This window comes from Pseudomonas sp. G7(2022), from assembly GCF_052660475.1.
In genome coordinates this window covers 2536668-2557720 of the sequence record NZ_CP109659.1, presented here as the reverse complement: position 1 = coordinate 2557720, position 21053 = coordinate 2536668, and the positions used below count along the sequence as shown (strand labels likewise).

The window sequence follows — 21053 nt, the reverse complement described above, 5'->3', positions numbered from 1 at the left end:
TCAATCCGGACGCCGTGCGCGTTTTGCACGGCGTCTTTTTTGGCCCGACAACTAGTCGACTGGTCTAATAAACCCCAATCAAGGTACTTCCATGAATCACAGCAGTTTCTTCAAACCCGGCACTTTGGGTCGTCACACCCTGAAAAACCGCATCGTGCTGCCGCCCCTGACCCGCCAGCGCAGCACCCAACCGGGCAACATCGCCAACGCGTTGATGGCCGAGTATTACCAGCAACGCGCGGGCGCCGGTCTGCTGGTGACGGAAGGCACGCAGATCGAGCCGCGAGGCCAGGGTTACGCCTGGACGCCGGGCATTCATACCCCTGAGCAGATCGCCGGATGGCGCAAGGTCACCGAGGCCGTCCATGCCAGAGAGGGCGTGATCTTCGCCCAGCTCTGGCATGTGGGGCGCGTGTCCCATACAGCCCTGCAACCCGACGGTGCCGCACCGGTTTCAGCCTCTGCGGTGGCCACTGACCGGGTCAGCGTGTTCATCGAAACCGCACCCGGCGCCGGCGCCCTGGTGCCACCGTCCGCCCCTCGCGCACTGACCACCGATGAAGTGCAGGAACTGGTTCAGCTGTACATCCAGGCCGCGCGCAATGCCATGGAGGCAGGTTTTGACGGGATCGAACTGCACTGCGCCAACGGCTATCTGGTGAACCAGTTCATCTCGGCTCACAGTAATCTGCGCACCGACCAGTACGGCGGCTCGCTGCACAATCGCCTGCGCTTTTTGCGTGAAGTGGTGGCCGGGGTTGCCGAGTGCATCGGCCGAGAAAAAGTCGGTGTGCGTTTCGCCCCGCTGTTCACCACCACCGATGAAGCACGCACCTACCTGGGCATGGTCGAGGAAGATCCGCATACTACTTACATCGAAGCGATCAAGGTGCTGCAGGACGTGGGCATTGCCTATCTGTCCATCGCCGAGGCCGACTGGGACGATGCGCCGGCGATGCCACTCACGTTCCGCCAGGCAGTGCGCGACACCTTCAGCGGCGCGATCATTTACGCCGGGCGCTACACCGCAGAATCCGGTGCGCAGTTGCTCGATTCCGGGCTGGCGGATTTCGTGGCTTTTGGTCGCCCGTTCATGGCCAACCCGGACCTGCCGGCGCGCATCGCCAATGACTGGCCGCTGAATTCACTGAATCCGGCCACGGTCTACGGTGGCAATGCCGAAGGGTATGTGGACTACCCCGAGTACGCGTGATGATTGGCCACGACCGGTAAGACGCAACATCCGCCCGTTCAGCACCGCTCAAACTGGCTGTGTTGAACGGGCGCTGTCGCCGGGAACTATCCTTGCCATCCGGTTCCGCCCTGTGCTCTTCGCCTGGTACAGCGCCTGATCTGCCATCTCGATCAGAGCTTGCGCCACGCCCAGTTGCGGACCGGTCGCCGCGGTGACGCCAATACTGACCGTCACCCGACCGAACGGGCTCGCCGGATGAGCAATGTGCGCTCGCGTCAGTCGCTCCAGAATCAGTTGCGCCACGACCGTCGCTCCCTCGCCATCGGTGTCGGGCAGGATGATCGCCAACTCTTCTCCGCCATAACGTGCCACCAGATCCGACGGTCGCCGCACACATGCCTCAAGTACTTTCCCCACCTGGTGCAGGCAGGCGTCGCCGGCAACATGCCCCTGGGAATCGTTGAACAACTTGAAGTAGTCGATATCGATCATCAGCAAGGCCAGCGAAGCCCCGTCCCGTTGCGCCCGGCGCGCTTCCATGGCCAATGTTTCATCGAAACAGCGGCGATTGGCCAGGCCCGTCAGCGCATCCTTCATCGCCAACAATTCCAGCTGCCGGTTTGAACCGAGCAACTGCTGTTGAGTGAGCCGCAACTCCCCTTCCACTTGGGTACGCCGACGTATATCGAGAATGAGAAACCAGCCGATCACGCCAGTGAGCCCCAGCAACGACGCGACCACCACCATCGACAGAAGCGCCTCCAGTCGCCACGCCGCCAATGCTTCGCGCTTGCCGAGCGCGACCGTGGTGATCAGCGGCAGCTTCTCACTCTTGCGAAACGCGTAGAGCCGCTCCACCCCGTCTAGGCTGGAAGTGTAGGACGCGGTGCCCACCGATTGGTCCACCAGGTACTTCGCATAAATGGGCGACTTGGAGAAATTGCGCCCCATGTCCTGTTCGCGGAAGGGATAGCGCACCAGCAGCGTTCCGTCGGTATAGGACAGACCGATGGCGCCTTCCTGCCCCACGTCGAGCTTGCCGAACAGTCGCAGAAAGTTTTCGACCCCCAGGGTGACCGCTACCACACCGGCGAATTCTCCGCTCGCGTCATTGAAGCGGCGGCTGACGGTAATCACCCACTCCTGATTCGAGCGGCTACGGATGGGCGGGCCGATGAAGGGCTCGCGAGAGGGATCGTCACGGTGATGAATGAAATAGCCCCGGTCACGGCTGTTGACCCCGGCCGGAATCGGTCGGTTGGAGGACATCAGCCAGCGGCCGCGACTATCGTAGATGGTGATGCCACTGAGCTGCGGCATCAGCGGCAGCTGACGGTTGACCAGCGCATTCAATCGTTCGATCTGCGCAGGGCCGCTGCCCTCGGTTTCCAGACGCTCGACGAGCCCGAGCAAGAGCAGCGAGCTTTGCCGGACGATGCCTTCGGCATAGGTTGCCAGCGCCTGAGTCAGGTTCAACCCGTGGACGTTCACCTCGTCCAGGGCGCGCTCCCGAGAGCCCAGCACCTTCCAGATGGTCAGCGACGCCAGAGAGCAGCCGATGATAAACAGCAACAGCATCACGAGGTGGGTATCACGCTTCACATCATTACCTTTTGGAAAGTCCGTTTTCCGTCACGGCCGTTGTCGGACCGCGGCAACAACAGCGACCGTATGTACAGGGCCGCGCAGGATACAAGCAGTCCATCGAAGGCGCAGCAACGGCGTGTCAGGCCCTCGATGAACTGTTCGCTGATCGGCCGGTTCGATGAAAAACCGGACCCAACAAGACTTTTTTGCCGCTAGACGATTTTCAACGCCTTGAGAACGATCAGCGAACGCTCGGCAAACGCCTCGGCCTGTTCGGTCAGTTCGGCAATGTTTTCTTCAGCGGTGGTCAGCGCCTTGCCGTCCTTGAGCAAGCCCTCTCCCTGACCGCCGATGATGCCCCACGCCAGCAGTGCCCAGTCGGCCGGACGGGTCTTGCCTTGCTTGATCGAAATCAGGAACAACTGCTGGAAACGGCTGACCGTCACGCCACCGCCGGTGACCGGGCTGGCCAGCACCTGAATCTTGTGGTCGAACAGCGAGCGTCTGCACAGTTGCAGATTGAGGGTGGTGCAGCGTGCCTGCACCTGTTGCTCGGCCGCTTCGCTCTGGCACGGTGCCACGGCGCCCATCCCGATCAACACGTTAAGAGCCTGCTCCACATCGCCATAACTCAACGACGGCGAGGCCTCCAGCAAATGGCGCAGGGTTTTCGGCACATAGGCATCGTCCGCGAGCGCGTCCAGCACCGGACCGTAAATCTCGGCCTGCAACGTGGCCGAGCCCGCCGGACCGGTGACGCTGACCGCGACGCTGTCTGCCATTTGCAAAAGTACGAAACGGGTACTGAGCATGCGCTCGCGGTGTTCGAAGGCGGACAACCGGTTGGCGCCGCGCACGTAAAGGTCCCGACGGAAGTTCTGGTTAACGAAGTAATCACGCGCCTGCTCACGCATGACCGGATGCTCGATGCCTTCCAGAAATTCCATGCCTTCGGCGCTCAGGTTAAGCAGGTCTACCGAGTCCAGCGGCACAGCCGTCGTGGCGTAGTCGAGTTTGGCAGGAGCCAGGGCATCGACCACGTCGGTGAAGTACATGCAATTCCAGTCGCGGTTGAAGTATTCATGGGCGACGTACTGGCGATTCTGGCCCTTGATGCTCTGGAGCTTGGCATCCAGATTCGGTGCCGAATTGGCGTAGTTGGGGTTGGCGGCCAGCAAGGCTTCGGAGAACTGCAGCGCGGCGTCGATACGCTGGTCCGGCCGGGCCGAGGCTTGCGAAGCAAAACGGTCATGCAGACTGAACAACTGACGCAGTGGCGCCAGCGGCGACCAGCCCGGGAAGCAGTTGTAGCTGATGTACACATGACCGCCCGGCTTGAGGTGACGACGGACAAACTCGACGATCAGCTTGTGATTGTCACGGCTGACCCAGGTCCAGATGCCGTGCAGGCTGATGCTGTCGAACTGCGGCAGGTCATGGCGGGCCAACAGTTGCTCGAAACTGTCGTCATACAGCCGCGCATCGCTGCCCCAGTCTTTCGCAAGCCCGATGGCATGGGCCGCCTGGCCCGGATGGAAATCGGTGCCGATGTAGCTCCCCGGATTGCCCGCCGCGTGAATGTTGATCGACACACCCTGACCGAAACCCAGTTCGCAGTGATAACCGTCGGTATTCTCCAGCGTGGCAAAACCCCGCAGCAACAAACAATAGCGCTGGAAAACCGGATTGATCTCGCGGCTATAGCCGTAGGTGTAGCCTTCGTCCGTGAAATAACCTTCGTTCCAGGCATTGCTCATGCGTGACACCCTTTTTATATCGAAAGTGAAAGTCGATCTTATAAGGGGTAGCCAGGACCAATCACAAGCGGAAAAGCGACACCCCGCAGCCAAGCTGCGTCTATCAGCCGATCACTCGTGCATACACCGCCCGGTCGATGTTGCCCCCGGACAAAATCACCCCCACCCTTTTGCCCTGCATCCTGTCCCGCTCCTGCATCAACGCCGCCAGTGCCGCGGCGCCGGCGCCTTCTGCGAGGTTGTGGGTGTCGGTGTAATACACGCGCATGGCTTCGGCGATTTCGTCCTCGCTGACCGCGACGATCCTTGTTGCGCCGGCGCCGTAGACATCGAACGCCTCGGCAATCGGCTTGCGCACGGCCAGCCCGTCGGCAAAGGTATTGGCGGAGGCGGTCTCGCAGATCGTTTTCGCCTCGAAGGACAACTTGGCAGCTGCCGCTTCCGTGGAGACCACCCCCACGACCTGGGTATCCAGACCCAGTGCATCACGAGCGGCGATCACGCCACAAATGCCCGAGCCGCAACCGATCGGCACGTAGAGGGTGTGCAGATCCGGCGCCGCGTTGAGCAGTTCCAGCGCATAGGTCGCTACCCCTTTGACCAGCTCGGTGTGGAAGGGCGGTACCAGGTAGAGCCCATGTTCCAGCGCCAGGCGCGCCGCTTCCTCACGGGCCTCATCGAAATCGCGCCCGAACTCGACCACCTCGCCACCGAATCCGCGCATGGCGTTGTTCTTCTCCAGCGAATTGCCCTTCGGCACCACGATCAACGCCCTCAATCCGACGGCACTGGCCGCCAGTGCCAGGCTCTGCCCGTGATTGCCGCGCGTGGCCGAGACGATGCCCTTGACGTTCGGGTGTTCGCGGCGCAGCCAGTGCATGAAGGTAATGCCGCCGCGCACCTTGAACGCGCCGGTGGGTGTGTGGTTTTCGTGCTTGACCCACACCGTGCAGCCCAGCCGTTCGGTCAGCAGCGGCCAGCGATACTGGGCGGTGGCCGGCATCACCTGGTAAACCTGGCGGGCAGCCTGTTCGATGTCTTCGCGAGTGAGGGTGTGCATGGAACGTCTCCTTGGGCTTTGCTCCAGTCTAGGCACGTGTCCTGCCAGTCGGCTTTCAAAAAACTGACCTGACTTTTGCGTCGGCTCTTCACTACTATGGCGTTCATGAGCCCTCGCAACCGCCCACCATCACCCGTCGCCCCGGAACCGGTCCGTCGTATCGAGGCTGGCCCGTGGGCGATCGAATTGCTGCCCGGCGCCGCCTACGCAACCCGTTATGTGGCGGCGCAGTCGGCAATCGGTTTTGCCTTCGACAGCCAACGCGGCGTGCACGCCATCGGCAGCGACCGGGTGCGCCCCTTCGATGCCATGCCCAATAGTCTGGCGTTCGTCCCCGTCGACTGTGATGTGATGTCCGAGTCACCCATGGGCGGTGAATACCTGCGGGTCATCCGCACCGACGGCACCACGCTGTCGGGCGAGCAGGTGTTCAACAATCGCATCGACCCGCAGGCCATTCACCTCGCCTCACGAATGCGCCGCGCCTTTTTGAAAGCCTCAGTGGACGATGACTGGGAAACCTGGGCGCTCGCCTTGGCCGAGCGCACCGAAGGCAAAGACACGCCGTCGCCCCAAGGCTCGATGACCGGCAGCCGAATGCGCCTGCTCGACGAGTTCATCGACGCCGGCCTCGACGGTCCGCTCGGCATTCACACCATGGCGCAAATGCTTGAACTGTCCGAAGGCTATTTCATGCGCGCCTTCAAGCAGGCCACTGGCAAAAGTCCCCATAGCTATCTTATTGATCGACGCCTGGCCCGGGCCCGTGCATTGATGCGCGACTCCCGCGCCAGCCTGTCGGAAATCGCCCTCGCCTGCGGTTTCAACTCCCAGGCGCACATGACCAGCGCGTTCAAGCAGCGACTGGGCGTGAGTCCGGCGCAATTGCGCAGATAGCGGACATCGATATAGCCTCAAGCAAGATCCATATTCTAAAAACGAAGTACAAACTATTTTTATAGTGCGTTTTAATCTATTCAGATTTTTTCTGACTGGAGCACCGCACGTGAAGACCCCGGCACTTTTGACCCTCGGCCTGGCGCTGGTCGCCAGTTGTTCTGTCGCTTTCGCGGGGCCCATTCTTGATCGCGTCACGCAAAAGGGTGAGCTGACCGGCGTCCTGATGGAAAGCTACCCGCCCTTCTCTTTTCTCAATGACCAGAACCAACTCGACGGCTTCGATGTGGATGTCGCCAAGGCTGTCGCCGAACGTCTCGGGGTCAAGCTGAAACTCGAAACCCCGTCCTGGGACGTGATTGCCGCCGGGCACTGGAACGGTCGCTACGACATCTGCGTGTGCTCGATGACACCGAGCAAGGCGCGGGCTGAAGTGTTCGACTTCCCCGTGGAGTATTACCAGTCACCGGCAGTGATCGTGGTCAATGCAAAGGACAAGGACATCGTCACGGGCAAGGACTTGTCCGGCAAAAAAGTCGGCGTGATCAGTGCGTCGACTTATGAGGCCTACCTGAACAAGAATCTGGTCATCGAAGGCGCCGAGGACAAGCCCTTGAGCTATCCGTTCGACAGTGTCCAGATCGCGCCGTATGACAACGAAACCGTCGCCTTCCAGGATCTGGCACTGGGCACCGGCGTGCGCCTGGATGCCATGGTCACCAACCTCATCACCGCCCGTGAACGCATCGCCCAGGACCCGCGCTTCAAGATTGCCGGAGATCCACTGTATGCCGAGCCGAACGTGGTAGCGGTCGAAAAAGGCGATCAGCAATGGAATGCGAAAGTCACCGAGGTCATCGCGCAACTCAAGACTGACGGCACGTTGAGCAAAATATCCAGGAAGTGGATCGGTTCCGATATCAGCCAATGACAGCTCTCAATCCTCATCCGGCCAAAACCACTGTCACCCCGGAAAAACAGCCACAACTGATACGTCAGCTGTTCGGCTTTCGCACTCGCCTGTATCTGACGTGGGCGGTGCTGTTCGGCTTGTGCGTGCTGTTTTTCATGCGCTTCGATCTGAAGTTTTCGATCATTCTGGAAAAGTGGCCGAACCTCGTCGGCCTGCATCTGGGGCCGAACGGCTTTTTGCAGGGCGCCGCGCTGACGATTTTCCTGTGCTTGTGCTCGATCTGGTTTTCGTTGCTGCTGGGTTTCGTCACGGCGCTTGCGCGCCTGTCGCGCAGCGCTGTGGCGTTCGGTATCGCGAGTTTCTACGCCTCGTTCTTTCGCGGTACGCCGCTGCTGATTCAGATCCTGTTGATCTACCTGGGCCTGCCGCAACTGGGGATCGTGCCGGGCGCCATCAGTGCCGGGATCATTGCCCTCTCGCTCAACTACGGTGCGTATCTCAGCGAAATCTTTCGCGCCGGCATCCTCGCGGTTGCACCGGGGCAGCGTGAAGCGGCAGCTGCGCTGGGTCTGAGACCGGCAGCGACATTCGTGCACATCATTCTGCCGCAAGCCATGCGCACGATCATTCCACCGACCACCAGCCAGTTCATTTCGATGCTCAAGGATTCATCGTTGATCTCGGTCATGGGCGTTTGGGAAGTGATGTTCCTGGCGCAGTCGTACGGGCGCTCGTCCTACCGCTACATCGAAATGCTCACCACCGCAGCGGTCATCTATTGGCTGTTGTCCATCGGTCTCGAACTGATCCAGCATCGCCTGGAACGCCATTACGGCAGAGGCTTCAAGCATCAGCGATGAGCTATTCCGTTCAATGATTTCTTGCAGGAACCAAGATGTCCGATCCTAAACCTCTGCTGTTTGCGCTCTATGAACAAGCCAGTGTCGGGTGCGGCGGTGCGCCGAGCCTCTGGACGCACCCGGCTGACGAACGACTGGCGATCAACTCGCTGGGCTATTGGTCGAACCTGGCCCGGATTGCCGATCAGGCTCACCTCGACATGCTGTTCTTTGGTGATGTGCTGGGCTTCTACGATGTGTTCGGCGGCAATGCCGATGCGGCCATGAAATGGGCCGTGGAAGCGCCGGCCAACGATCCGCTGATGATCATTCCGGCGCTGGCTGCCGTGACGGAAAACCTCGCGTTTGGCGTCACCGTGACCACCAGCTATGAACATCCGTTTACCCATGCACGGCGCTTCAGCACACTGGATCACCTGACCAATGGCCGGGTCGGCTGGAATATTGTCACGTCTTACCTGTCGAGTGCGGCGCGCAATTTCGGGCTGGAACAAATGATCAGACACGATGATCGCTACGAGCGCGCCGAAGAGTTTCTCGATGTGGCCTACAAGCTCTGGGAAGGCAGTTGGGCCGACGACGCCGTGGTCGCCGACAAGGCCCGCCAGCTCTATGCCAGAGGCGACCGGGTGCGCCCGATCAATCACGAAGGCACGCATTATCGGGTGGCCGGCCCGCATTTGACCTCTCCCTCGCCACAACGCACGCCGTTGCTGATCCAGGCGGGCTGGTCGGGGCGCGGTCGCGAGTTTGCGGCCAAGCATGCCGAGCTGATCTTCATTGCCAAATCCAACCCTCAGGAAATCCGTCAGGGCCTGGAAGATATCTGGGCCAAGGCCCAGGCACGCGGCCGTCAGCGTGAAGATGTGAAGTCACTGACGGTGTTGCGCATCGTCACCGCCAAAACCGAAATCGAGGCCCAGCGCAAATACGACGAGTTGCAAAGCAACTACCACTTGCAGGCACAACTGGTCAGCTACGCCGGTGACACCGGCATCGATATCAGCCGCTACGCCGACGGCGATGCGCTGTCGACACACACCGAAGGCCTGACCTCTTACGTGATGCGCCCCGATGGCAGCGGCAAGCCGCTGACCGCGGGCGACGTCAAACAGCGCTTCGCCAGCGTCACTCGCGGCACTGACCTGATTCTGGTCGGCACACCGCAGCAGGTCGCTGATCGCATCGAAAAACACGCGCGGATTTCCGGCACCAGCGGCTATATGCTTAATCCGCTGATCAGCCCTGGCAGCCTTGAAGACTTCGTCGAACTGATCATTCCCGAGTTGCAGAAGCGCGGTTTGTATCGCACCGAACCTCAGCGCGGAACGTTCCGTTCAAGGCTGCGCGACGATGGCTCGAGTCACTTGCCGGCCTCGGCCTATGGGGCATCGTTTCGTTTCGACCGAGCGCTGTAACCACTTTCGCCATCGGTAAAAAACGAAATCAGTGGTGAATTTTTTCGTGTCCACTTGTATCTGATCTGGAAGAAGCCGTGCCATCAAAGAGATGGCATCGACCAAGGTGAACCGCTCTGGCCCTTGCCTCTTCGGGCCTTGCGGTTTGCACAAAGACAGATCAGATGCAGAGTGAATCCCATGGAATCAAAGGAAAGCGTCAGCCCGATCGGACTGAAAGACATCACCATTGTCGACGACGCCAAGATGCGCAAAGCCATCACGGCTGCGGCGCTGGGCAACGCGATGGAGTGGTTCGACTTCGGCGTCTACGGCTTCGTTGCCTATGTGCTGGGCAAGGTTTTCTTCCCCGGCGCCGATCCCGGCGTGCAGATGATCGCGGCACTGGCGACATTCTCGGTACCGTTCCTGATCCGGCCGCTGGGCGGGCTGTTCTTCGGTGCGCTGGGGGACAAGTACGGACGACAGAAAGTCCTCGCAGCGACCATCGTGATCATGTCGCTCAGCACCTTTGCCATCGGGCTGATTCCGTCCTATGCCTCGATCGGCATCTGGGCGCCGATACTCCTGCTGCTGGCGAAAATGGCCCAGGGCTTTTCGGTCGGAGGCGAGTACACCGGCGCTTCGATCTTCGTCGCCGAATACGCGCCGGATCGCAAACGCGGCTTCCTTGGCAGTTGGCTGGACTTCGGTTCCATCGCCGGTTTCGTCCTCGGCGCCGGCGTGGTGGTACTGATTTCCGCGATCATCGGTGAAGAAAAATTCCAGGAATGGGGCTGGCGCCTGCCTTTCTTCCTCGCCCTGCCGTTGGGCATGATCGGGCTTTACCTGCGCCATGCGCTCGAAGAGACGCCGGCGTTTCAGCAGCATGTCGAGAAGCTTGAACAAGGTGACCGTGAAGGTCTGGCCGGCGGCCCGAAAGTGTCGTTCAAGGAAGTCGCAACCAAACACTGGCGCAGCCTGATGACCTGCATCGGCGTGGTGGCCGCCACCAACGTCACCTATTACATGCTGTTGACCTATATGCCGAGTTACCTCTCGCACAACCTGCATTACAGCGAAAATCGCGGGGTGCTGATCATCATCGCGATCATGGTCGGCATGCTGTTCGTGCAACCTGCCATCGGTTTCATCAGCGACAAGATCGGCCGTCGCCCCTTCATCATCTTCGGCAGCATCGGTCTGTTCATCCTTGCCATTCCAGCGTTCATGCTGATCAACAGCGGCAAGATCGGCCTGATCTTTTCCGGCCTGCTGATATTGGCCGTGGTGCTCAACTTTTTCATTGGCGTCATGGCCTCTACGCTGCCGGCAATGTTTCCGACTCACATCCGCTACAGCGCGCTGGCCAGTGCGTTCAACGTCTCGGTGCTGATCGCCGGTGTGACGCCGACCGTCGTGGCCTGGCTGGTGGAGAGTACCCAGAATCTGTACATGCCGGCCTATTACCTGATGGTGACTGCCGTCGTTGGGCTGATCACCGGTGTGACCATGAAAGAAACCGCCAACAAACCGCTACGCGGTGCAGCCCCTGCAGCCTCCGATATCGAGGAAGCCAAGGAGCTGCTGCAAGAACATCACGACAACATCGAACAGAAGATCGAAGACATCGACGCCGAAATCGCCGAACTGGAAGCCAAGCGCGAATACCTGGTGCAGCAGCATCCGCGGATCGAATAACGATATGAAGAGTTGATGTGACAACAGGGTGGAATTCAAACGCCCTTCTGTGGTGTTCTGTTCGGCAGGAACCGGTAGCTTGCTACCGGCTCACATCCATTGAGCAACCTGACGACGAGGTCCGTTTCATGAGCAAGGCGCCTTACGTACCACCCAAGGTCTGGAAACACAGCGCTCCGTCCGGCGGCCAGTTCGCCAACATCAACCGCCCGATCGCCGGGCCGACCCATGACAAGACCCTGCCCGTCGGCAAGCATCCGTTGCAACTGTATTCGCTGGCCACGCCCAATGGCGTCAAGGTCACCATCCTGCTCGAAGAGTTGCTGGCGCTCGGGCACACTGGGGCCGAATACGACGCCTGGCTGATTCGCATCGGTGAAGGCGATCAGTTCTCCAGCGGCTTTGTCGAGATCAACCCGAACTCCAAGATCCCTGCACTGCTCGATCGAAGTGTCGAGCCGGCGATCCGGGTGTTCGAGTCAGGTTCGATCCTGCTTTACCTCGCCGAGAAATTCGGCGCCTTCCTGCCCACCGACCTCGCCGGTCGTACCGAAACCCTGAACTGGCTGTTCTGGCAGATGGGCTCAGCTCCGTATCTGGGTGGCGGTTTCGGGCATTTTTATGCCTATGCGCCGGAGAAACTCCAATACCCGATCGACCGCTTCACCATGGAAGCCAAACGTCAGCTGGATGTGCTCGATCGACGCCTGGCCGAGAGCCCTTACCTTGCCGGCGACCATTACACCATCGCCGACATTGCGGTCTGGCCGTGGTATGGACAACTGGTGCGCAACAACGTGTACGGCGCGGCCGAATTTCTCTCGGCTCACGAATACACCCATGTACAGCGCTGGGCCGAGGACATCGCCAAACGGCCGGCGGTCATTCGTGGGCAGCGCGTCAACCGCACCTGGGGTGATGAAGCGAGCCAGGTGCCGGAACGGCATGAGGCGGCTGATCTGGACTGATCGCTCGCACCCGATAACAAAAACCAGGGGGCGCCCGCATGAACATTCTCTACGACGAACAGATCGACGGCGCCCTGCCGGACGTCGACAAGGCTGCGCTGTTGCAGGCGCTGCAAAACCGGTGGCCCGCACTGGAAATCCTGCATCAGCGCGAGGATCTCAAGCCGTACGAATGCGACGGTTTGTCGGCCTACCGCACCACGCCGTTACTGGTTGTGCTGCCCCGGCATCTCGATGAGGTGCAGGGCGTTTTGCGAATCTGTCATGAGAGAAACGTGCCGGTGGTGGCCCGGGGTGCCGGCACCGGGTTGTCCGGCGGTGCGTTGCCTCTGGAGAAAGGTGTGCTGCTGGTGATGGCACGCTTCAACAATATCCTGCACATCGATCCGGGCGCCCGCACCGCACGGGTTCAGCCCGGGGTGCGCAATCTGGCGATTTCCCAGGCGGCCTCCCCGTTCGGCCTGTATTACGCGCCGGATCCGTCCTCGCAGATTGCCTGCTCCATCGGCGGCAACGTGGCGGAAAATGCGGGTGGCGTGCATTGCCTCAAGTACGGTCTGACCGTGCACAACCTGCTCAAGGTCGAGATCCTGACCGTCGAGGGCGAACACCTCACGCTCGGCGCCGATGCGCTCGATTCCCCCGGTTTCGACTTGCTGGCGCTGTTCACCGGCTCCGAAGGCCTGCTGGGTGTGATCACCGAAGTCACGGTCAAGTTGCTACCCAAACCACAGACCGCCAAAGTCCTGTTGGCTGCGTTCGATTCCGTGGAGAACGCCGGCCGAGCCGTGGCTGACATCATCGCCGCCGGGATCATTCCCGGTGGCCTGGAAATGATGGACAACCTGGCGATCCGCGCCGCCGAGGCCTTCATCCACGCCGGCTACCCGGTGGACGCCGAAGCGATCCTGCTGTGCGAACTCGATGGCGTCGAAGCCGACGTCCACGCCGACTGCATTCGCGTGCGCCAGGTGCTGGAGAATGCTGGCGCGACGCAAGTGCGTCAGGCCAGGGACGAGGCTGAGCGCGTGCGATTCTGGGCCGGACGCAAAAATGCCTTCCCGGCCGTGGGCCGCTTGTCCCCGGATTATTACTGCATGGACGGCACCATCCCGCGCCGCGAACTGCCTGGCGTGCTGCAAGCCATCGCGCAGTTATCCGCCGAATACGGCCTGCGGGTGGCCAACGTGTTCCATGCCGGCGACGGCAATATGCACCCGTTGATTCTGTTCGACGCCAATCAGCCCGGCGAGCTGGAACGCGCCGAAACGCTGGGAGGGAAAATCCTCGAATTGTGCGTGAAGGTCGGCGGCAGCATCACCGGCGAGCACGGTGTGGGGCGGGAGAAAATCAATCAGATGTGCGCGCAGTTCAACAACGATGAGCTGACCCTGTTCCACGCCGTCAAAGCCGCGTTCGACCCCGGCGGGCTGCTCAATCCGGGCAAAAACATTCCGACCCTGCACCGCTGCGCCGAATTCGGCGCCATGCATGTTCATGCCGGGCAACTGCCTTTCCCCGAGCTGGAGCGTTTCTGATGGTCCGAGAAAAGGATGTCGATGACAGCGCCGCGCTGCTCGATCAGGTGAATCAGGCGTTGCAAGACGCCACGCCTCTGCGGATTCAGGGCGCCAACAGCAAGGCATTTCTGGGCCGCATCGTCGCCGGAGAAATCCTCGACACCCGCACTCATCGCGGCATCGTCAGCTACGACCCGACGGAACTGGTGATCACCGCACGTTGTGGTACTCCAGTGGCCGAACTGCTGGCGGTGCTGGACGCTTCACAACAGATGTTGCCGTGCGAACCACCGGCCTTCGCCGATGAGGCGACGGTGGGCGGGATGATCGCCAGCGGGCTGTCGGGGCCGCGCCGTCCGTGGTCGGGGTCGGTTCGGGATTTCGTGCTGGGTACACGGATCATCACCGGCCATGGCAAGCACTTGCGTTTTGGCGGTGAGGTCATGAAAAACGTCGCCGGTTATGACCTGTCGCGGCTGATGGTTGGCAGTTATGGTTCGCTGGGGGTGATCACCGAAGTCTCGCTCAAGGTCCTGCCCAAACCACGCGAGTGCCTGAGCATCAGCCTGGAAATGGACAGTGAACGAGCCTTGCAGCGTATGGCCGAGTGGGGTCAACAACCGCTGCCGATCAGCGCCGCCTGCCACGATGGCCAGCGTCTGCACTTGCGTCTGGAGGGTGGTGAAGGCTCGGTGGCGGCGGCCCGTGATCGCCTCGGTGGCGAACTGCTCGATGGATCGTTCTGGGCCGACCTGAATGAACAGCGTCTGGGCTTTTTCGACGAAGACCAGCCTCTGTGGCGCCTTTCGGTGCCGAACAACACCCCGCCGCTGGCCTTGGCCGGCCTGCAAATGCTCGACTGGGGCGGCGCCCAGCGTTGGCTCAAGTCAGGGGCGCAAGCGGCACTGATTCGCCAGGTGGTTTCGGCTGTTGGCGGGCATGCAACCTGCTACAGCCATGGTTTGATCGATGCGCCCTTCCACCCGCTGCCACCCGCCCTCCTGCACTATCACCGTCGCCTCAAGCAACAACTCGACCCTCAGGGCATTTTCAACCCCTGTCGCCTGTACGCGGAGCTTTGAGCCATGCAAACCACTCTCAGCGAAAAGGCCCGACGACTGCCCCGGGCCGAAGAAGCCGAAAGCATCCTGCGCACCTGCGTGCACTGTGGCTTCTGCAACGCGACCTGCCCGACCTATCAGTTGCTCGGCGATGAACTGGACGGCCCACGGGGCCGCATCTATCTGATCAAACAGGTGCTGGAAGGCAATGAAGTCACCCGCAAGACCCAACTGCATCTGGATCGTTGCCTGTCCTGCCGCAATTGCGAAACCACCTGCCCCTCGGGTGTGGACTATCACAATCTGCTCGACATTGGCCGCGCCGTGGTTGATGCCGCCGTGCCGCGTCCCATCGGTCAACGCTTGTTGCGTGGAGGTTTGCGTGGCGTGGCGTCGAATCCCGGAGTGTTCAAAGGATTGGTCAGCGCCGGCCAGATCTTCCGTGTGCTGCTGCCTGATACCCTGCAAGCCAAATTGCCGCGCCGCCCCTCTGCAATCGCGCCCCGCCCGGTAACGCGGCATGCCCGTCAGGTGCTGATGCTCGAAGGCTGCGTGCAACCGGGTTTGTCGCCCAACACAAACGCGGCGGCAGCACGAGTGCTGGATCGACTGGGGATCAGCATTACTCCGGCGCGAAATGCCGGCTGTTGCGGCGCCGTGGACTATCACCTCGACGCCCAGGGCACGGGACTTGACCGCGCCCGCCAGAACATCGACGCCTGGTGGCCGGCCATCGAACAAGGCGCCGAAGCGATCGTGCAGACCGCCAGCGGTTGCGGCGCGTTCATCAAGGATTACGGGCACCTGCTGTGCACCGATCCGGCCTATGCCGAGAAGGCGAAAGCCGTAAGTGCACTGGCGAAAGATCTGGTGGAAGTGCTGCGTGAGGAACCGCTCGAGTCCCTTGGTATTCATGCCGACCCGCGCTTGGCGTTCCACTGCCCCTGTACCTTGCAACACGCACAGAAACTCGGCGGCGCAGTTGAGTCGGTGCTGACCCGATTGGGCTTCAACCTCACGACCGTGCCGGACGCCCACCTGTGCTGCGGCTCGGCGGGCACTTATTCGATAACCCAACCCGCGCTGGCCCGGCAACTGCGCGACCAAAAGCTCAATGCACTGGAAAGCGGTCATCCGGAGATCATCGCCACCGCCAATATCGGCTGCCAGGCCCACCTCGACGGCGCGGGACGCACGCCGGTCAGGCACTGGGTCGAGCTGGTGGATGCCGGGTTGCCCGTGGTGAGCGAGGCCTAGGTTTGCTGGCGGTGGTCGAACGATGGGCGAAAAAAAACCGCCTTTGCGGGGCGGTTTTTCGACAAGCCTCAGTTTGCGGCTGGGGCTTTGTGTCTCACGGACAACATTGACGTGCGGGAATACTATTAATCTTTGGTATTCGTTGCAACGTTATTTTGTGTGTTGAACGACGTCACGCAATGACAAGGTCAGCCCTGACGAGGCTGAAAAAAGACTGACAGAAACAACGAATTACAAAACTCATCGAGTCTTTATCCAGGCCCCTCAGAATCACGCCACAAGACAGGTTAATATGCCGACGCTCACTCGCCAGTGCGTCCATGAGGTTTGGCTGGAACCATAACGGTTTCATGCCCTTCGACACGGTTTTGCACCCGTGCCGGAATGATGGCTCGGAGGGATCACAACCGGCCGCCTCATGGACAACATTGACGTGCATGTCCAAAGGCACACATGGTCCGGTAAGTTCGCTGGAGGTTTGGCCCCCGAGCTGGAGGCCAAAACGTATGAAGCTTTTGCTGCGTACGCTGAGCCTCGTATGGAGATCGTTTCAAGCGTTTCGCTTTTACGAGTTCCTGCGAGACCATTTTGACAACCTGAAGTAACGGTTGTCGAAGCGGGAAAAAGCCCGTTTTGGCTTCGGCTGAAACGGGCTTTTTTTTGCGCCATGATACTGTCACTTGTAGGACTTTTTATAAAATTGGCCCTGTTCAGCTGTAAGGCATTTCCATGACATCTGTCATCCCGACATCCCCCTCACCGTCAGTTATGAGCTAATAGCCCCTTCATTAAACCGTCGCTGAAACGTTGTACTAGGATAGGATCCAATTTCCTGATGCGCTGTCGCCGGGCACGGAGCTTCTTTCCGGTGGGCCAGGAATACGAGTACCACACTGCAACTCATGGATGAACGACATGAACTCACAGCTGTTTCCTCACATTGGCAAGGTCATTGCCAGCACTGGCAGCCGACATTTCCCACGGATGCTGCATGACCTGATCCTGACCCAACTGGCGGTGGACGCCACGCACATCCGGCAGATGCGCGTGGAACCGGTGGGACGCTCACAACCGCGCGTCGAACCCGAATGCATCAAGGAAGTGCCCTTGCCGGCTGAAACGGTGTATTCCGAGTTGAGCACGCAGCCGAATGCCAATGATTTGCCCACTCCCGAACCCTCGACGGTCACCGACGCTTCGCAATTGCACCTGACCCGGCGCAAGGACGGTTACCGCTATGTGATCTCTGTCTACCGTTGCGGTCCGTCAAAACGCTTTTCTGCCCATGAGCGCAGTTTGTTGCAGGATATTTCTCCAGTCCTGCTGCCGATGGTCGAGAAACACATCAACGCCCTGCAACCGGCAAACACTGACGTCCAGGGACAAACCCGGGAGCAGTCGGCTTCCACCCTGCTGGGCCTGGAAACCCTGCGCCTGCGCTTTTGCGAGCGTGTGGAGCAACTGGGGCTGAGCCTGTCGAACCGTGAGATGGAAGTCTGTGTCGGCCTGCTCGCCGGGCGCACGGCACCGGAACTGGCCGAACAGTTGCAACTGAAGGTCAATACCGTGGAGAGCTATCTCAAACGCGCAGCCATCAAACTGGGCATCAGCGGACGTCACTCGCTGATGCGCTGGATGTATTCGCCGAAAGACTGCCCGGCAGCCTGCGGTCCGTCGAACGCAGCCTGACCATTCACACACCCGAAACGAAACCGCCCTCCTGCAAAGGACGGCGGTTTTCTCATGCCGGCGTCAATCCCGGGCCAATGCCTCGATCGGATCGAGCCGCGACGCATTGCGCGCCGGCACGAAGCCGAACACGATGCCGATCAGGGTCGAGCAGAACACCGCCGTCAGCACCGAGCTCAGCGAGAACACCATCTCCCACTCCTTGATGAATAGCGAAAACAAGTGGCCGATGGCGTAACTCAACGAAATTCCAATCGCCCCACCCAGCAGACAGACCATCACCGCCTCCACCAGAAATTGCTGACGAATGTCCGACTGCCGCGCCCCGACCGCCATGCGGATACCGATCTCGCGGGTACGTTCGGTGACCGACACCAGCATGATGTTCATCACCCCGATACCGCCGACCACCAGGGAAATCACCGCAATCAGCGACAGCAACAGCGCCAGTGAGCGGCTGGTTTTCTGCACGGTCTGCATCACACTGTCGAGGTTATTGGTGAAGAAATCCTTGGTGCCGTGGCGCTGCAGCATCAGTTTGTTGACGTTGTCTTCCACGATCTTGCTCGGCTGACCGTCCTTGATCCGCACGCTGATGCTGTCCAGGTAACGCTGGCCCAAAAGCCGTCCGGCTGCGGTTTCATAGGGCACCCAGACATTGAGCGACTTGCTCGACGAGAAGATGTTTTTGTTCTCTGCCGCCACACCGATCACAGTGCACGGCAGGTTGCCGATCAGTATCACCTGCCCCAGCGGATCGACTCCCTCACCGAACAACCGATGGCGGGTGTTGTGATCGATCACCGCCACCTGCGCCTGGCGCCGGGCATCGCTTTCGCTGAACGCGATACCCGCCTCCATCTTGATTCCGCGTACCTGGAAATACAGATCGCTGACGCCGTTGACCTGCGCATCGAGGTCGATATTGCGGTAGCGCAGCAGCAGATTTCGCCCGACCACCGGCGTCGCGCTGTCGACGTAATACAACTGATTGAGCGCCGCGACGTCGGCCGGCACCAGGGTTTCGATGGCCGCCGAGCGACTGTCACCGAAACTGGTGCCGGAATAGATATCGATGGTGTTGCTGCCGATGGCCTGAATATCTTTCAGAACGTAGCGCTTGGCCCCCTCACCGATGGCCGAAATCGATACCACCGAGGTGATGCCGATGACGATCCCGAGCATGGTCAGCAGGGTGCGCATCCGATGGGAGATCAGCGCGACCCAGGCCATGTTGAACGCCTCCTTGAACAACCCGAGGCTGGCCACCAGACGCCGCGCCGCCGTCGACTTGGGCACCGCGTCCTCGTTGCTCAATGCCGTGCTGTCACGCTCGTTGCGGCGGTCGCTGAGGATTTCGCCGTCACTGACTTCAATGATGCGCTCGGCATTGGCGGCAACCTTGGGGTCGTGAGTCACCAGAATCACCGTGTGCCCGGCCGCGTGCAGCTCCAGCAGAATGCGCATCACCTCCTTGCCGCTGGTGGTGTCGAGGGCGCCTGTCGGCTCATCCGCGAGGATCACTTCGCCGCCGTTCATCAAGGCCCGGGCGATACTCACCCGCTGCTGCTGACCGCCCGAGAGTTGGCTTGGGCGATGGGTCAGGTGCCCTTCCAGCCCAAGGCGCGCCAACAACTCACGGGCCCGCGCATGCCGTTGTGGCTCCGGCGTGCCGGCGTAAATCGCCGGCATCTCGACGTTGTGCATCGCGCTCAGATGCGGCAGCAAGTGGTAGCGCTGAAAGATGAAACCGAAGTAGTCGCGGCGCAGTTCGGCCAGCGCCTGATTGTCCAGATCCCGGGTTTCCCGGCCGTTGATTTTGTAGCTGCCACCCGTGGCGTAATCGAGGCAGCCGAGGATGTTCATCAGGGTCGACTTACCCGAACCGGAGGCCCCGATGATGGCGACCATTTCCCCGGCGTTGATCGTCAGGTCGATGTTTTTCAGCGCCAGAAACTCGCGGTCGCCAGCGGTGAAACTGCGGGTGATGCCGGTCAGTTGCAGCAGAGGTTCGCTCATGCTCATGTCCCTGCCACTTTCGACACCGGATCACCGATCACCACGCGGTCACCTTCGGCGAGTCCTTCGTTGACCTGTACCTTGACGTTGTTGTTGATCCCGGTCCGCACATTGCGCGATTGCGCTTGCCCCTTCGTATCCAGAACTCGTACCGGGAAACTGCCATCGTTGTTGCGCGGCCCCAGTGCCGCCACCGGAATCGTCAGCACCGATTTGGCGGTGTCGAGTACCACCCGCACCTGAGCGGTCATGGAGATCCGCAAACGGTGGTCGGGATTCGGCACCTCGAACAACGCGTTGTAGAACACCGCCGTATTCTGCTTCGGCGTGCCTGCAGGCGGGGTTTCCAGGAAGTTCTGCGGCGCAGGCTCGGTGCCGCGCAGCTTGCCGTAATAACGCTTGTCCTCGCCCAGAATGGTGAAGTACACCTCCTGCCCCGGCGCGATGTGAATGACATCCGCCTCCGACACCTGAGCCTTGACGGTCATGGTGTCCAGGTCCGCGAGTTTCAGCAGGATCGGCGCCAGTTGGTTGGCAATCACGGTCTGGCCTTCCTGAGTCACGATGCCCACCACGTCGCCGTCGATGGGCGCGACGATCCGCGTGTAGGCCAGATTGACCTTGGCGGTGTCGATCTGGATATGCGCGCTCTTGATCTGCGCATCCAGCGACAACAGATTGGCCTGCTGCACCTCGTAATTCGATTGCGCGGTCTCGAAATCCTGCCGCGAAATCGAGGCGTCCTCCTGCAGGTTCTGATAACGCTCATAGAGCGCCTTGGTCTGCCGTAACTGAGCCTGGGTCGCCCGGCGCTGGGCTTGTAGGTTTTCCTCATCGACCTGTGCCTGACGCAGGGTGTTCTGCAGCACCAGCGGGTCGATTTCCGCCAGCCACTGGCCCTTCTTGACCTTGTCGCCGACCTTGACCTTCAGCGACTTCAATTGCCCCGAAACCTGGGCACCGACGTCCACCTGCTTGATCCCCTCCAGCAGACCGGTGGCCAGCACTGCGTTTTCAATGTCAGCGCGTTCGACCGTGGCGGTCAGGTATTGCGGTGCTTCGGCCGGCGCCTGCACCGTGTAGAACACCAACCCGGCCACCAGCGTCAAGGCGATTCCCAGACCGACTTTGCGCAACTTCGACTGTTCCATAAATGACCACAATTCCGTTCA

Annotated in this window: 16 protein-coding genes; 11 read left to right on the top strand and 5 right to left on the bottom strand. The window is 60.6% G+C overall.

What is annotated here, in order from left to right:
* The first annotated feature begins 91 nt into the window (after window positions 1-91).
* On the top strand, window positions 92-1213 hold the full coding sequence (locus tag NE357_RS11445; RefSeq protein ID WP_169429939.1) for an alkene reductase: 1122 nt from the start codon (window positions 92-94) through the stop codon (window positions 1211-1213).
* 48 nt (window positions 1214-1261) lie between these two features.
* Here NE357_RS11445 and NE357_RS11440 read toward each other — a convergent pair whose 3' ends face one another.
* From NE357_RS11440 to NE357_RS11430, 3 genes are all read right to left on the bottom strand, one after another.
* Window positions 1262-2797 carry a sensor domain-containing diguanylate cyclase gene (locus NE357_RS11440; RefSeq protein WP_169429938.1) on the bottom strand — a complete coding sequence of 512 codons (1536 nt, stop codon included), beginning with the start codon at window positions 2795-2797 and terminating at the stop codon, window positions 1262-1264.
* A gap of 197 nt (window positions 2798-2994) precedes the next feature.
* A complete protein-coding gene (locus NE357_RS11435; protein WP_169429937.1) occupies window positions 2995-4539 on the bottom strand; it encodes a class I SAM-dependent methyltransferase in 1545 nt (514 codons plus the stop codon).
* A 103-nt stretch (window positions 4540-4642) separates the two neighbouring features.
* The gene (locus NE357_RS11430) at window positions 4643-5599 is read right to left on the bottom strand and encodes a threonine dehydratase (RefSeq protein WP_169429936.1); all 957 of its coding nucleotides are present in this window, start codon (window positions 5597-5599) and stop codon (window positions 4643-4645) included.
* A gap of 96 nt (window positions 5600-5695) precedes the next feature.
* Between NE357_RS11430 and NE357_RS11425 the strand changes: the two genes are divergently transcribed.
* The 10 genes from NE357_RS11425 to NE357_RS11380 all read left to right on the top strand — a co-directional run bounded on the left by NE357_RS11425 (window position 5696) and on the right by NE357_RS11380 (window position 17862).
* Window positions 5696-6496 (top strand): helix-turn-helix transcriptional regulator, encoded by an 801-nt coding sequence (locus NE357_RS11425; protein ID WP_169429935.1) that lies wholly within the window; start codon window positions 5696-5698, stop codon window positions 6494-6496.
* A 109-nt stretch (window positions 6497-6605) separates the two neighbouring features.
* A complete protein-coding gene (locus NE357_RS11420) occupies window positions 6606-7427 on the top strand; it encodes an ABC transporter substrate-binding protein (protein WP_169429934.1) in 822 nt (273 codons plus the stop codon).
* Window positions 7424-8269, top strand: a complete 846-nt coding sequence (locus NE357_RS11415) for an amino acid ABC transporter permease (RefSeq protein ID WP_169429933.1) — start codon at window positions 7424-7426, stop codon at window positions 8267-8269. Before NE357_RS11420 ends, NE357_RS11415 begins: the two co-directional genes overlap by 4 nt.
* Before the next feature lie 35 nt (window positions 8270-8304).
* Window positions 8305-9687: an LLM class flavin-dependent oxidoreductase gene (locus tag NE357_RS11410; protein ID WP_169429932.1), complete on the top strand. Its 1383-nt coding sequence runs from the start codon at window positions 8305-8307 to the stop codon at window positions 9685-9687.
* Window positions 9688-9867: 180 nt separating this feature from the next.
* Complete coding sequence (proP, locus tag NE357_RS11405) at window positions 9868-11367, top strand: glycine betaine/L-proline transporter ProP (protein WP_169429931.1); 1500 nt, start codon at window positions 9868-9870, stop codon at window positions 11365-11367.
* Between the two features lie 128 nt (window positions 11368-11495).
* The gene (gene yghU / locus NE357_RS11400) at window positions 11496-12335 is read left to right on the top strand and encodes a glutathione-dependent disulfide-bond oxidoreductase (protein ID WP_169429930.1); all 840 of its coding nucleotides are present in this window, start codon (window positions 11496-11498) and stop codon (window positions 12333-12335) included.
* A gap of 38 nt (window positions 12336-12373) precedes the next feature.
* Window positions 12374-13873 (top strand): glycolate oxidase subunit GlcD, encoded by a 1500-nt coding sequence (glcD, locus tag NE357_RS11395; protein WP_169429929.1) that lies wholly within the window; start codon window positions 12374-12376, stop codon window positions 13871-13873.
* On the top strand, window positions 13873-14937 hold the full coding sequence (gene glcE / locus NE357_RS11390; RefSeq protein WP_169429928.1) for a glycolate oxidase subunit GlcE: 1065 nt from the start codon (window positions 13873-13875) through the stop codon (window positions 14935-14937). Before glcD ends, glcE begins: the two co-directional genes overlap by 1 nt.
* A 3-nt stretch (window positions 14938-14940) precedes the next feature.
* Entirely contained in the window at window positions 14941-16173 is a 1233-nt protein-coding gene (glcF, locus tag NE357_RS11385; RefSeq protein WP_169429927.1) for a glycolate oxidase subunit GlcF, read from the top strand.
* Between the two features lie 915 nt (window positions 16174-17088).
* Window positions 17089-17862: a helix-turn-helix transcriptional regulator gene (locus NE357_RS11380; protein WP_169429926.1), complete on the top strand. Its 774-nt coding sequence runs from the start codon at window positions 17089-17091 to the stop codon at window positions 17860-17862.
* A 63-nt stretch (window positions 17863-17925) separates the two neighbouring features.
* Here the strand turns inward: NE357_RS11380 and NE357_RS11375 are convergent, their stop codons facing one another.
* A complete protein-coding gene (locus tag NE357_RS11375; RefSeq protein ID WP_169429925.1) occupies window positions 17926-19881 on the bottom strand; it encodes a MacB family efflux pump subunit in 1956 nt (651 codons plus the stop codon).
* A gap of 2 nt (window positions 19882-19883) precedes the next feature.
* Complete coding sequence (gene macA, locus NE357_RS11370) at window positions 19884-21032, bottom strand: macrolide transporter subunit MacA (protein WP_169429924.1); 1149 nt, start codon at window positions 21030-21032, stop codon at window positions 19884-19886.
* Window positions 21033-21053: the final 21 nt, after the last annotated feature.

Bases quoted from the DNA above. Each gene is read 5' to 3' on its own strand.
- NE357_RS11435 (WP_169429937.1), bottom strand. From the start codon at position 4,539: ATGAGCAATGCCTGGAACGAAGGTTATTTCACGGACGAAGGCTACACC.
- NE357_RS11445 (WP_169429939.1), top strand. From the start codon at position 92: ATGAATCACAGCAGTTTCTTCAAACCCGGCACTTTGGGTCGTCACACC.
- NE357_RS11425 (WP_169429935.1), top strand. From the start codon at position 5,696: ATGGCGTTCATGAGCCCTCGCAACCGCCCACCATCACCCGTCGCCCCG.
- NE357_RS11380 (WP_169429926.1), top strand. From the start codon at position 17,089: ATGAACTCACAGCTGTTTCCTCACATTGGCAAGGTCATTGCCAGCACT.
- NE357_RS11375 (WP_169429925.1), bottom strand. From the start codon at position 19,881: ATGAGCGAACCTCTGCTGCAACTGACCGGCATCACCCGCAGTTTCACC.
- NE357_RS11415 (WP_169429933.1), top strand. From the start codon at position 7,424: ATGACAGCTCTCAATCCTCATCCGGCCAAAACCACTGTCACCCCGGAA.
- macA (WP_169429924.1), bottom strand. From the start codon at position 21,032: ATGGAACAGTCGAAGTTGCGCAAAGTCGGTCTGGGAATCGCCTTGACG.
- NE357_RS11410 (WP_169429932.1), top strand. From the start codon at position 8,305: ATGTCCGATCCTAAACCTCTGCTGTTTGCGCTCTATGAACAAGCCAGT.
- yghU (WP_169429930.1), top strand. From the start codon at position 11,496: ATGAGCAAGGCGCCTTACGTACCACCCAAGGTCTGGAAACACAGCGCT.
- glcD (WP_169429929.1), top strand. From the start codon at position 12,374: ATGAACATTCTCTACGACGAACAGATCGACGGCGCCCTGCCGGACGTC.
- proP (WP_169429931.1), top strand. From the start codon at position 9,868: ATGGAATCAAAGGAAAGCGTCAGCCCGATCGGACTGAAAGACATCACC.
- glcF (WP_169429927.1), top strand. From the start codon at position 14,941: ATGCAAACCACTCTCAGCGAAAAGGCCCGACGACTGCCCCGGGCCGAA.
- glcE (WP_169429928.1), top strand. From the start codon at position 13,873: ATGGTCCGAGAAAAGGATGTCGATGACAGCGCCGCGCTGCTCGATCAG.
- NE357_RS11430 (WP_169429936.1), bottom strand. From the start codon at position 5,599: ATGCACACCCTCACTCGCGAAGACATCGAACAGGCTGCCCGCCAGGTT.